This is a genomic window from Streptomyces globisporus C-1027 (assembly GCF_000261345.2).
GTDB lineage: Bacteria > Actinomycetota > Actinomycetes > Streptomycetales > Streptomycetaceae > Streptomyces > Streptomyces pakalii.
In genome coordinates, this window is sequence record NZ_CP013738.1 from 1,510,151 (window position 1) to 1,521,929 (window position 11,779).

Below are 11,779 nucleotides of genomic sequence, written 5' to 3' on the forward strand. Positions count from 1 at the left end.
CTCCGAAAACTAGCAGTGGTAGTCAGGGCGTCGTGCTGACGTTACGGGTCAGTGTGCCGCTCGTCCAGAGACGGCCGCCTCGGCCGGTTCGCGGCGCGCGGGCACCAACGGGCGCGGGACCCGGCGGTTCCGCGCGGCCGGACGGACGGCCTCGGCGGTCTCGGAGGCCCCGGCGAGGTCGGCCGATTCGGCCGGCTCGGCCTCGCTCCGGCGGCAGGGCTCCTTCGGCGGGCAGTCCATGACCTTCGGCAGCCGCAGGGCGGCCAGCGCCCCGAGCAGCAGCAGCCCGGCGCTGACGAAGAGCGTGATGTGGAGTCCGCCGATGAAGGCGTGCCGGGCCGTGGAGCGCAGCAGATCGCCCATCGGGCCGCCGAGCTGCGCGGCGACCTGGTAGGCCTCGCCCAGCGAGTGGGAGGCCTCGGCTCCGGCGCGGGCCGGGACGCCCTTGTCGCCGAGGGAGGCGAGGCCGGGGGCGTAGGCGGCGTTCATGACACTGCCGAGCAGGGCGATGCCGAGGCCCGCGCCCAGTTGGTAGGAGGTCTCGCCGACCGCCGCCGCGCCGCCCGCCCGCTCCGGCGGGGCGTCGCTGAGCATCGACTCGTACGCCCCGAAGAGCGTGGTCTGCAGTCCGAAGCCGAGCAGGACGAACGCGGCGGTCAGCAGGGCGGGCCGGTCGTGCTGGCCCATCGCGGTGAGCAGCAGCACGGAGGACGCGGTGAGGACGAAGCCCCAGCCGACCATGCGCCGGGGGCCGAAGCGGCGCAGGGTGTACGAGCCGGTGGCGCCCGCGGCCATCGCCGCGAAGGTCAGCGGCAACAGGCGCAGCCCGGTCTCCAGCGGGGTGAGGCCCAGCACCAGCTGGAGGTACTGGACGGCGATCAGCTGGAGGCCGACCAGCGCCAGCATGGCGAGCACGATGCAGCCGACGGCAGTGGAGAAGGCCGGGCGGGCGAACATCGCGACGTCGATCAGCGGATGCCTGCGGCGCTTCTGCCGGCGGACGAAGAGGATCAGAAGAGCGAGACCGAGAGCCAGCGGGCCGAGTGCCACCGGATCGAGAAGCCCCGCGCCGCCGCCCAGGCGCTTGACGCCGAGGACGACGCCGAGCACCCCGGCCGCCGCCGTGAGCGCGCCCAGCACGTCCCACGGGCCGTCGTCGCCGCCGCGCGACTCGGGCAGCAGCCAGCGGCCGAGCGGCAGGATCACGGCCATCAGCGGGATGTTGATCAGGAAGACCGAGCCCCACCAGAAGTGCTCGACCAGGAAGCCGCCGACGACCGGCCCGGTGGCGGCGCCGACCGCGGCGACCGCGGTCCACACGCCGATGGCGAGCGCCCGCTCCCGGCGGTCGGGGAAGACCTGGCGCAGGATCGACAGCGTGGCGGGCATGATCATCGCGCCGCCGACGCCGAGGAGGGCCCGGGCGGCTATCAGGACGCCGGAGGAGTCGGCCGTCGCGGCGAGCACGGAGGCCACGCCGAAGAGCGCGTAACCGATCAGGAGCACGCGCCGTCTGCCGATCCGGTCACCCAGCGTGCCGAAGAGGATGAGCAGCGAGGCGCAGACCAGGGGGTAGGCGTCGACGATCCACAGGAGGGCCGTGCCGCTCGGGCGCAGCTCCTCGGTGAGGGACGGAACCGCGACATGGAGCACGGTCGCGTCGAGGGCGACGACCAGAAGACTGAGGCAGAGGACGACGAGGACGACCCAGCGGTTGGCGTCGTCGGCGGCTTTGCGCAGCCGGACCCCGGCCGTGGTCGTCCCGGACATCTACGTACCTCCCGATGAGTCCCTCGCGCTCGGCGGACCGGCGGTGACGTGTGAGGTGCGCGTCCCTCGGGCCCGGCATCGACGGTCGAGTGATTCGCCAGCGTACGCGAGTTCGGGGTGGTCACACGTGGTCCACGTCATACCCCGGCCCGCCGCACAGTGTGGCGTACGCCATCCCGGGCCCGGTCGGGGGGGGCTCCCTCCGAAGGGCCCGGCAGGCCCGTCGCGGCGGGGCTGCGGGCGGTCGGCGCGGAGACGGCGGGGCGGCGCGCGCGTCCCCCGAATGGCGGGATCGAATACCGCTGATTCCGGTGGGCAGAATTTTCCGAGAGATCAAACACGCTTACGAACGGAACCGGCGCGCTATTGGGGCCAAGATCACGAGGATTCTTCCCGACGTCCGGAAAAGACGCCGTCCCGAGACAAAGTCCACATCACATCGTCATCACAAAGCGGCCGGATTGGCCTGCTCACACACTCACTCGCTGTAACGTCGATTGGGTGCGTACCGACATCTTTGCCCGGCTGGACCGGGAGCCGGAACCGCCGAAGATAGAGGCACCGCGGATGAGCCGTCACCGCATCGCCCTCTTCGGCGGGACGTTGGCGTTCTATCTCGCCATCGTCTGGGCGGTGCTGATCACGTCCTGGCTCGTGGCCCTGGACTGGAAGGTCATGCTGTTCCGGCCCTACCAGCAGTGGCCGGAGCTGCACCCCTTCCTGGACTACTACGTCGTGCTCGGCCAGCGCGGCCCCACGGCGGTGATGGTCGCCTGCTGGCTGGGCTGGCGCTCCTGGCGTCAGCACACGCTCCGGCCGCTGCTGGTCCTCGGCACGTCCCTGCTGCTGCTCAATGTGACGGTGGGCGCGGTCAAGCTGGGGCTCGGGCGGCTGGGCCCGCACTACGCGACGCAGATCGGCTCGGCCGAGATGTTCGCCGGCGGCGATATATTTCCCTCCGGGCACACCGCCAACGCCGTCGTGACCTGGGGAATCCTCGCCTATCTGGCCACCACGCCACGGGCCAGGCGCTATCTGTCGGCGGTCTCCGCGACGGTCTCGCTGGGGGTCGGCCTCACGACCGTCTACATCGGTACGCACTGGCTCAGCGATGTCCTGCTGGGGTGGGCGGCCGGGCTGCTCATCCTGCTGGCGCTGCCGTGGTTCGAGCCGCTGATCGCCCGGACCGAGGAGTGGATCTTCGCAATGCGCGAGCGGTGGCGGGAGCGTCGCGGCGGGTCCCGTCCGGCGCCCGTGGCCGATGCCGGGCCGCAGCCGGTGCTGCTGCCGCAGTCGATGGCCACCGACGGCCTGACCGCCGAGGCCGTGACGGCCCCGGCCGAACCGGTGCTTCCCGCCGGGCATCCGGCGGGAGCCACCAGGGCGCGGGCCCACGGCGGGCACCCCGCGCGCCCGGGCTCCATGCCGGTGGCCCCGGCGGGCGTCCGCCGTCCCCCGCCGCACACCGAGCGGGGCCCGCGCGCGGGCAGCCCGGCCCGCCCGATGACCGGCGGCTGAAACGAGCCTGTGGAGACGTCGAAGGCCCCGACCGCGGTCGGGGCCTTCGACGTTGCGGGGCGAGCCGTTCAGCCCACCCAGCAGCGTGTCACGGTGCCGTCCTCGACCTGGAAGTTGATGCGGCCGTGGCGGAACTCCATGGTCAGGAACGTGCCCGGGGGAACAGCCCGGACCGTATCCCAGCCACGGCTTCTGGCCTGCCGGTCGGCGGCGTCGGAGTCGAGGCCGACATACGCGTCGGCGTCGTCGTCCGGCTGTGCTGGAGGGGTCGGTAGAGATGCCATGCCCTCACCGTAGGCGGCCCCGGACCGTGACGGAAGGCGGGGCCGTCAGGGCGTTCCGCTGCATCTCCACATGCCGGGGCGGTCACGCTTGTGTCACAAGATCCCCACACGCTTATACGCGCTTCCATTCACCCGAACGGACCGGCGGGAAGCATCCCGAAATCATGGGGTGACCTGCTTCTTTTACGATCGGAGCGGCAGATCTTCAGAATGGCCGGGGCACCGGAATTTCCCTCACCCGTAAACCTTCATTTCCTTATCACTCCGCCGGCTCACGGTCCGTCGAGCGCCCGCGAGATCCGGTCCCTCGCTTCCCTCAGGACCTCGGTCAGCTCGGGCGGTTCGATCACCTCGAAATCGATCCCCATCATCAGGACGTGGACCGACAACTCGTCAAGGCTCGACGCCCCCGTGGTGAGCCGGCAGGATTCCGCGCTCTCGGCCTCCAGGACCCCGGCCGAGGGCGAGACCAGCCGGGCCGCCTCCGCCAGGGGCGCCTTCAGCCGGACCACGGCGCGTCGCGCGTAGACCGAGACCGCGACGCCCCGCGAGACGTACGCCGCCAGATCCTCCGCGGGCGGGGGGCGCGGGACGAAACGGGGGCCGTGGGGCGGGGTCGGGGTGATCCGGTCCGCCCGGAAGGTGCGCCAGTCCTCCCGCTCCAGGTCCCAGGCCACCAGATACCAGCGGCGCTCGGTGCAGACCAGCCGGTGCGGCTCGACCGTGCGGCGCGAGACCTCCCCGCCGTGGGTCCGGTAGGCGAACCGGAGCCGTTCGGCGTCCCGGCAGGCCCCGGCCAGCTCGGTGAGCAGAGCGGGGTCGACCGCGGAGGCGTCCTGGCCGCGCAGCATCGGCACCGTGAACGCGCCGAGCGCGCCCACCCTGCGGCGCAGCCGGTTCGGCAGCACCTGTCCCAGCTTGGCCAGCGCGCGTACGGAGGACTCACCGATGCCCTCGATACCGTTCCCGGCGGCGGTGCGCAGGCCGACGGCGACCGCGACGGCCTCCTCGTCGTCCAGCAGCAGCGGCGGCAGCTCGGCGCCCGCCCCGAGCTGGTAGCCACCGCCGGTGCCCCGGGAGGCGTTCACCGGGTAGCCCAGTCCGCGCAGCTTGTCGACGTCCCGGCGGACGGTGCGCGGGGTGACACCGAGCCGGTCGGCCAGATCGGCGCCGGACCAGTCGCGGTGGGTCTGGAGCAGTGAGAGCAGGCGCAACAGGCGTGCCGAGGTCTCCAACATGGGGCGAGTCTGTCAGGGCTTGCGGACAGCCCCCGTCCGCAAGCCTCCTCCTCAGCGGTCCGCGGGTGCGGGCTCCAGACGCAGGCAGAGATCGTTGTCGGCGGTGTAGCAGGGTGTGGCGAGCACCCCGGGGGGCGCCGGGTGGCCCGGGTAGACGAAGGACTTGTTCCGGGACCAGACGTCGTCGAGGATCCGGGAGATCCTGACCCCGTCCGCGCCCGCCGCCGGGACCAGCCACAGTTGCCAGAGCTGCGCCTCGGGCACCGGTCCGGCGGCCGACGGGGCGTAGGGCAGGGTGAAGGCGAAGGACCCGGCAGGTCCGTCCGGGTCCGGCGCGGTGAGCGGGACGCTGTGCGTCCGGTCCGGCTGCCCCGGCAGCCGGGCCTCCACCGCGGCCCCCTCCCCCGTCTCGACGCCGTACAGCATGCCCTGGACCGTCATCCCGGCCGGGCCGGCGAGGACGTGGCCCGCCTCGGCGTGCGGGGCGCGGACCCAGGAGCGCACGGCGAGCCGGCCGTCGAGGGTGGGGTACGGGACCCGGGCGCTGACGCTCGCGGCTCCGGTGTCCGGGCAGCGGTCGACGAGGGCCCGCAGGTCGCGCAGCCCCGGTTCGACGACGGCCTCGGCGGGTTCGTCCCCGGGCTCCTCCACATACGCGTCCCAGCGCCCCTCGGCCAGTTCGGCGGCGGCCGGGAGCACCGCCCGCAGCCGCCCGGGCGCCGGCCTGCTGAGGGGTATGCGCACCGTGCCGCCGGGCTTTCCGCCCGCCGCACCCCGGCGCCGCAGGAGCAGCACGGAGTCGGGGGCGGGGGCCGGGGCGGTCAGGTCGAACGTGAGCGTTCCGGCGCGATCGGCGGCGCAGTCGGCCCGTACGGCGGTGGAGCTCATGAGGTCCTTCCCTTGCGGAGCACGTCGGCGGCCTTGTAGCGCAGGGCGTAGGCCCCGTCGAGGACGCTGCCCCGGGTGCGGTGCAGGGCGGTGCGCAGGGCGCCGTGCCCGTGCCCCTGGCTGCCGCGCGCGACGAGTTCGGTGAACAGGCTCTCGTGCTGTTCGGCGATCCGGACGGGGTCGAAGCGGGCCGAGGCCTTCAGCGCGGCCCCGCCCATCCGGTGGCGCAGCCCGTCGTCCTCGATCAGCTGGAGCAGGGCTGCGGCGATCGCGTCCGGGTCGCCGACCGGCACCAGGCGGCCGTCGACGCCGTCCTCGATGATCTCGGCCGGTCCGTGCGGGCAGTCGGTGGCGACGACCGGCAGTCCGCCGCGCATCGCCTCGACGATCGTCATGCCGAAGGACTCGCGCTCCGATGTGACGGCGGCGATCGACCCCTTGGGCCACTCGGCCTCCATCGGGTTGGCCGAGCCCATCAGGAACACATGGTTGTGCAGGCCGAGTTCGTCGACGAGGGTCCGCAGCGCCGCTTCTTCGTTCCCGGTGGCGTCGCCGCCGCCGTAGATGCGCAGCCGCCAGTCGGGGCGGGCCTCGGACACCTGGGCGAAGGCCCGCACCAGGTCGTCGTAGCGCTTGACCCGGTGCAGCCGGCCCGCCGCGACGACCCACTTCAGGTCGCCGTCAGCGGGCGGGCAGAAGGGCTCGGGGACGGCGTTGGGGATGGCCTCGATGCGTACGCCGGGGAGCTTCAGCCGGCTGCGGTAGTCGTCCGCGTCGGCGCGGGTGACGGTGGTGAGCGCGTCGAGCAGCGTGTAGCGGTGGGCGATCTCGCGGCGCAGCCGGTAGCCGTGGCTGTCCAGCGTCAGGTGCTCCTGCCCGACGCGCGCCGGTCCGCGGCGGGTCTGCCGGCTGAGGTGCACGTTGAGTCCGGGGCGGGTGCCGACGACGACGTCCGCCTCGATGCCCTGGAGATGGGCGGCGATCCGGGCGTCGGTGAGCCGGCTGTACTGCTTGTGCCTGCTGTCGCCGCGCGGGAAAACAGTCGCGGGCCGGGCGTGTTCGGCGCTCTCGCCGTCGTAGGTCGCGCTCTTCTTCCGCAGGTCGACGAGGTGGCGCAGCGTCACGCCCTCGGGTGCGCCGAGGACGGGGGCGTCACGGTGCCGGAAGACGGACACGATCTCGACGTCGTGCTGCTCGGCGAGCGTACGGGCGAGCGTGAACGTCGTCCGGATCGTTCCTCCGATTCCGTAGGCATTGTGCAGAAGAAAAGAAATATGCATGGTGTCGCTGTTTCCCCTGTCGACCCGGCCTTGTCAAGACTGTAACTTCCCGGCGGATTTCTGCCCGAAATGCGCCGGGAAATCCCGGAGCATCCGCGACATGGCGCACGAGATCCCCGGTTCCGCCACCGGACCCCCACTGACCTGCGGCTTCCGGAGGCTGTCCATCCGTTTTCCTGCGGGCCCGGAAGTGCCGGGACCGCCGCTGCGGGCCCACCGGTGCGGTAAACCGGCGCCTACCCGCCACCCGTTCGCCAATGCTTTCCTCCAAGCCTGACGAAGGAAAATGCCGGGAGGTTGCCCGCGTCCCGGCAAAAATTCCGGGCGGGACGCGGAAGCCGTACGCCGAACGTGCCGGAGACGTTCGCCGAACGTGCCGGAGACGTTCGCCGGACACGCCGGAGACGTTCGCCGGACGCGCGAGGGCTGTGCGCCGAACAGTCGATGTACCGATGTGTCGACCTGGCCGCACTTCCGTCCGCCCAGGTGCGTGACCCCGGCCACGGATCCCGCGTTGTCTCTTCATGAGCCGGGAACCACCCGGCCCACGCACCGAGTTCGAGGAGCCCCCGTGCCGCGCATGCTCGACGTCAGCCAGGACGTACGCGCCGAGATCGGCGACGACGAAGCCGACCGGCTGCTCGTCGGCGACAACGCCCCGGGCAGTTACGACTGCACCTCCTGCCGGACCCCCGGCGACTCCGACCAGGAACGCACCAGCACGGTGCTGTTCATCGGCGACGAGACCGCCGTCCTCGCGTTCGCCCACGCGACGTGCATCCCCTCGCAGGTCGTGAGGGTCGCGGAGGACCAGCTCCAGGGCGCGGTGCGCAGTATCACCGGAAGCGAGCAGAAGGACACGGAGGGGCTCATGCCCGAACAGGCCGTCCTCGGTATCACCAGCGGACTCGTTCTCATCGAGGACGATCTGCGCCCGGCCCTGGTCGTCGAACCGACCGGCCCGGTCGCCCGGCCCGGCACCGACGGCAGCGGGGGCGACGAGTTCCTCCAGCTGCTGCTGGAGCAGGGTTTCCGCCCGGCCCCAGACATGAACCGGCTGCCGGAGGTCCTCGCGGGCTGGTCCGTGCTGCTGGCGGTGGGTCAGCTGCACGCCGTACTGCAGCCGAGCGCCGGTGGCGGCAACCCGGTCGCCTGGTGGCAGGCCCACCAGCCGCTCCAGGTGACCGAGGGCTGGCGGGCGGCGGTCAACAAGTCGCAGACGGTCCTCGTCTTCGCCGCCCCGGCCGGCACCATCGGCCAGCAGCCGCGCGAGGACCTGCTGCGGGACGCCCTGGAGAAGGCCGCGGTCAACGGGCTGCTGGTCGCCGCCTCGATGCCGCTGGCCGGGACCTGATCATGTCCGGCCGGCTCGGCCACCCCCGCCGAACAGCGATTTCTCCGGCGGGGCCGCATCCGACGGGCCGTGAGGTCGTTGGCACCTACGTGCACTCATACGACTCCCCCCGCCAGCATCAGAGTCAGATCCCTGCCATGCGTCCTTCGCAGGATCCGTCGGGGGGCGTGTCCCCCACCCCGATCTACGACGCGCTGTACTCCGAGTACCGGCGTTCGTTCCGGGCGTTGCCGGGCGACCGGAGCGGCGAGGAGAATCTCTCCTTCTCGGCCTTCGGAGCCGGTCTCTTCGCCTCCAGGGCCCCGCTGAGCGGTCACTCCGCCTCCGGCTCGCACGGCGGACACCACGGCCACGGCGGGAGCGGCGGGCAGAGCCAGCACACGACCGGCAGCCTCGGCTCCTGGCAGCGGGTCGGGCGGCATGCGGGGCGGCCCCGTCCCGCGGCGCTGCCGCCGGGGTCACGGGACTCCTGAAACCCGGTGTACGACGAAGCCCTGGGCCGCTCTCGCGAGAGCGGCCCAGGGCTTCGTCGTACACCGAGCGTTACTTGTTGCGGCCGCGCTTCTCGCGGACCCGGACGGAGATGTGGATCGGGGTCCCCTCGAAGCCGAACTCCTCACGCAGCCGGCGCTCGACGAAGCGGCGGTAGCCGTGCTCCAGGAAGCCGGAGGCGAAGAGCACGAAGCGCGGGGGCTTGGTGCCCGCCTGGGTGCCGAAGAGGATGCGCGGCTGCTTGCCGCCGCGGATCGGGTGCGGGTTGGAGGCGACGATCTCACCGAGGAAGGCGTTGAGCCGGCCGGTGGGGACGCGGGTCTCCCAGCCTTCCAGCGCGGTCTCGATGGCCGGGACCAGCTTCTCCATGTGGCGGCCGGTGACCGCGGAGACGTTGACGCGCGGGGCCCAGGCGATCTGCGCGAGCTCCGTCTCGATCTCGCGCTCCAGGTAGTAGCGGCGCTCCTCGTCGAGGGTGTCCCACTTGTTGAAGGCGACGACGATGGCGCGCCCGGCCTCCACGGCCATGGTGATGATGCGCTGGTCCTGGACGCTGATGGACTCGCTGGAGTCGATCAGGACGACGGCGACCTCGGCCTTCTCGACGGCGGCGGCCGTACGCAGCGAGGCGTAGTAGTCCGCGCCTTCCTGGAGGTGGACGCGGCGGCGGATACCGGCCGTGTCGATGAACTTCCAGGTGATGCCGCCGAGGTTGATCAGCTCGTCGACCGGGTCGCGGGTGGTGCCCGCCAACTCGTTGACGACGACCCGGTCCTCGCCCGCGACCTTGTTCAGCAGGGAGGACTTGCCGACGTTCGGGCGGCCGATCAGGGCGATCCGGCGGGGCCCGCCGAGCGCGGTGCCGAACTTCTGGGCCGGGGCGTCCGGCAGGGCCTCCAGGACCGCGTCGAGCATGTCGCCGGTGCCGCGGCCGTGCAGCGAGGAGACCGGGTAGGGCTCGCCGAGGCCGAGGGACCACAGGGCGGTGGCGTCGGCCTCGCCGCTCTGGCCGTCGACCTTGTTGGCACAGAGGACGACGGGCTTGCCGGCCCGGCGCAGCAGCTTGACGACGGCCTCGTCGGTGTCGGTGGCGCCGACGGTGGAGTCGACGACGAAGACGACCGCGTCGGCCGTCTCGATGGCGTACTCGGCCTGGGCGGCGACGGAGGCGTCGAGGCCCAGCACGTCCTGCTCCCAGCCGCCGGTGTCGACGACCTTGAAGCGGCGGCCGGCCCATTCGGCCTCGTAGCTGACGCGGTCGCGGGTGACGCCGGGCTTGTCCTGCACGACGGCCTCGCGGCGGCCGATGATCCGGTTCACCAGGGTCGACTTGCCGACATTGGGGCGGCCGACGACGGCGAGCACGGGGAGCGGGCCGTGACCGGCCTCGCCGAGGGCGCCCTCGACCTCCTCGGGGTCGAAGCCCTCCTGCGCGGCGAGCTCCATGAACTCCGCGTACTCGGCATCGCCAAGTTCTCCGTGCTCGTGGCCCGAGCCCTCGGAGTGAATCTGGTCGTTCATGAAGTCCGTTCCTCTTTGCATCATCATCGATGGACCACGATCAGCGCGGTCCACTACTCAAGTCAGGTCAAGTCTCGCCTATCGCCCGGTGAGGCGCTTGGCGCTTTCCAGGTGGGCGGTCAGCTTCGCCTGGATCCGCAAGGTCGCCTCGTCCAGCGCCTTGCGCGTACGCCGCCCGTCGCCGGCGCTCGCGTCGAACGCGTCACCGAAGACGACGTCGACCCGGCTGCGCAGCGGGGGCAGCCCGGGTATCAACCGTCCGCGGCGCTCCGTGCTTCCCAGGACCGCCACGGGAACGATCGGGGCCCCGCTCCGTACCGCGAAATAGGCGAGCCCGGCGCGCAGCGAGGCGAAGTCTCCTCCGCCCCGGGTGCCCTCCGGGAAGATCCCGAGGGCGCCGCCGTCCGCCAGTACGCCGAGGGCGTGGCCGATCGCGGTGCGGTCGACGACTCGGCGGTCCACCTCGATCTGCCCGATTCCGTGCAGGAACGGGTCGAGGGGGCCGACGAACGCCTCCTTCTTGATCAGGAAGTGCACCGGCCGGGGTGCGGTGCCCATCAGCATCGGTCCGTCGATGTTGTGGGAGTGGTTCACCGCGAGGATGACGGGTCCGGCGGCGGGCACCCGCCAGGCGCCGAGGACCCGGGGCTTCCACAGCCCGTACATCAGGCCGATGCCGATGGTGCGCCCGACGGCCGCTCCGCGCAGCGTGGGCGCGCCGGTGGCATCGCTCACGCGGCGACCCGCTTCCCCTCGACGAGGGTGACGACGCACTCGATGACCTGCTGGAGGGTCAGCTCGGTGGTGTCCACCTCGACGGCGTCGTCCGCCTTGGCGAGCGGGGAGGTCTTGCGGCCGGAGTCGGCGGCGTCCCGCTTGATCAGGGCCTCACGCGTGGCGGTCAGGTCGGAGCCCTTGACCTCGCCGCTGCGGCGGGCGGCGCGGGCCTCCGGGGAGGCGGTGAGGAAGATCTTGAGGTCGGCGTCGGGCAGCACGGTGGTGCCGATGTCCCGGCCCTCGACGACGATGCCGCCGGTGGCGGCCGCGGCGATGGAGCGCTGGAGCGCGGTGATGAGCGTGCGCACCTCGGGGACCGCGCTGACGGCGCTGACCTTGGAGGTGACCTCCTGGGTGCGGATCGGTCCGGAGGCGTCCTCGCCGTCCACGGTGATCGTCGGGGCGGCGGGGTCGGTGCCGGAGACGATCACGGGCTTGGCGGCGGCGGTGGCGATCTCCTCCGGGTTGCTCACGTCGATGCCGTTGGTCAGCATCCACCAGGTGATGGCCCGGTACTGCGCGCCCGTGTCCAGGTAGCTCAGGCCGAGCGCGGCGGCGACGGCCTTGGAGGTGCTCGACTTGCCGGTGCCCGAGGGCCCGTCGATGGCGACGATCACGGAGGAGCGTGCGGTTTCCACGGTGGTGGACACCTTCCTG

Annotated in this window: 11 protein-coding genes; 3 read left to right on the forward strand and 8 right to left on the reverse strand. The window is 72.2% G+C overall.

Translation table 11 applies throughout. The annotated features are described in order from the left end of the window. Window positions 1-48: 48 nt before the first annotated feature. Complete coding sequence (locus WQO_RS06550) at window positions 49-1,770, reverse strand: MFS transporter (protein ID WP_010056974.1); 1,722 nt, start codon at window positions 1,768-1,770, stop codon at window positions 49-51. Window positions 1,771-2,271: 501 nt separating this feature from the next. On the opposite strand from WQO_RS06550, the gene WQO_RS06555 reads away from it, so the two are divergent. Then, a complete protein-coding gene (locus WQO_RS06555) occupies window positions 2,272-3,288 on the forward strand; it encodes a phosphatase PAP2 family protein (protein WP_029181956.1) in 1,017 nt (338 codons plus the stop codon). 68 nt (window positions 3,289-3,356) lie between these two features. Here the strand turns inward: WQO_RS06555 and WQO_RS06560 are convergent, their stop codons facing one another. The 4 genes from WQO_RS06560 to WQO_RS06575 form a co-directional block, all read right to left on the reverse strand. Continuing rightward, window positions 3,357-3,572, reverse strand: coding sequence for an I78 family peptidase inhibitor (locus WQO_RS06560; RefSeq protein WP_010056972.1), 216 nt, complete (start codon window positions 3,570-3,572; stop codon window positions 3,357-3,359). Between the two features lie 272 nt (window positions 3,573-3,844). Beyond that, on the reverse strand, window positions 3,845-4,810 hold the full coding sequence (locus tag WQO_RS06565) for a helix-turn-helix transcriptional regulator (protein ID WP_058953891.1): 966 nt from the start codon (window positions 4,808-4,810) through the stop codon (window positions 3,845-3,847). A 51-nt stretch (window positions 4,811-4,861) separates the two neighbouring features. After that, window positions 4,862-5,698, reverse strand: a complete 837-nt coding sequence (locus WQO_RS06570) for a hypothetical protein (protein ID WP_010056969.1) — start codon at window positions 5,696-5,698, stop codon at window positions 4,862-4,864. Continuing rightward, complete coding sequence (locus tag WQO_RS06575; RefSeq protein WP_010056967.1) at window positions 5,695-6,978, reverse strand: glycosyltransferase family 4 protein; 1,284 nt, start codon at window positions 6,976-6,978, stop codon at window positions 5,695-5,697. Before WQO_RS06575 ends, WQO_RS06570 begins: the two co-directional genes overlap by 4 nt. A 571-nt stretch (window positions 6,979-7,549) precedes the next feature. Between WQO_RS06575 and WQO_RS06580 the strand changes: the two genes are divergently transcribed. Continuing rightward, the gene (locus tag WQO_RS06580) at window positions 7,550-8,332 is read left to right on the forward strand and encodes a hypothetical protein (protein ID WP_010056965.1); all 783 of its coding nucleotides are present in this window, start codon (window positions 7,550-7,552) and stop codon (window positions 8,330-8,332) included. A gap of 137 nt (window positions 8,333-8,469) precedes the next feature. Continuing rightward, complete coding sequence (locus WQO_RS06585) at window positions 8,470-8,805, forward strand: hypothetical protein (RefSeq protein WP_029181955.1); 336 nt, start codon at window positions 8,470-8,472, stop codon at window positions 8,803-8,805. A gap of 70 nt (window positions 8,806-8,875) precedes the next feature. Here the strand turns inward: WQO_RS06585 and der are convergent, their stop codons facing one another. The 3 genes from der to cmk all read right to left on the reverse strand — a co-directional run bounded on the left by der (window position 8,876) and on the right by cmk (window position 11,772). Next, entirely contained in the window at window positions 8,876-10,345 is a 1,470-nt protein-coding gene (gene der / locus WQO_RS06590; RefSeq protein ID WP_006123505.1) for a ribosome biogenesis GTPase Der, read from the reverse strand. Between the two features lie 78 nt (window positions 10,346-10,423). Then, entirely contained in the window at window positions 10,424-11,080 is a 657-nt protein-coding gene (locus WQO_RS06595; RefSeq protein ID WP_010056960.1) for a lysophospholipid acyltransferase family protein, read from the reverse strand. After that, the gene (cmk, locus tag WQO_RS06600; protein WP_029181954.1) at window positions 11,077-11,772 is read right to left on the reverse strand and encodes a (d)CMP kinase; all 696 of its coding nucleotides are present in this window, start codon (window positions 11,770-11,772) and stop codon (window positions 11,077-11,079) included. The genes WQO_RS06595 and cmk overlap by 4 nt, the downstream gene beginning before the upstream one ends. Window positions 11,773-11,779: the final 7 nt, after the last annotated feature.

Coding starts and splice junctions, on each gene's coding strand:
- WQO_RS06550 (WP_010056974.1), bottom strand. CDS start 1,770: ATGTCCGGGACGACCACGGCCGGGGTCCGGCTGCGCAAAGCCGCCGAC.
- WQO_RS06560 (WP_010056972.1), bottom strand. CDS start 3,572: ATGGCATCTCTACCGACCCCTCCAGCACAGCCGGACGACGACGCCGAC.
- WQO_RS06565 (WP_058953891.1), bottom strand. CDS start 4,810: ATGTTGGAGACCTCGGCACGCCTGTTGCGCCTGCTCTCACTGCTCCAG.
- WQO_RS06570 (WP_010056969.1), bottom strand. CDS start 5,698: ATGAGCTCCACCGCCGTACGGGCCGACTGCGCCGCCGATCGCGCCGGA.
- WQO_RS06575 (WP_010056967.1), bottom strand. CDS start 6,978: ATGCATATTTCTTTTCTTCTGCACAATGCCTACGGAATCGGAGGAACG.
- WQO_RS06585 (WP_029181955.1), top strand. CDS start 8,470: ATGCGTCCTTCGCAGGATCCGTCGGGGGGCGTGTCCCCCACCCCGATC.
- der (WP_006123505.1), bottom strand. CDS start 10,345: ATGAACGACCAGATTCACTCCGAGGGCTCGGGCCACGAGCACGGAGAA.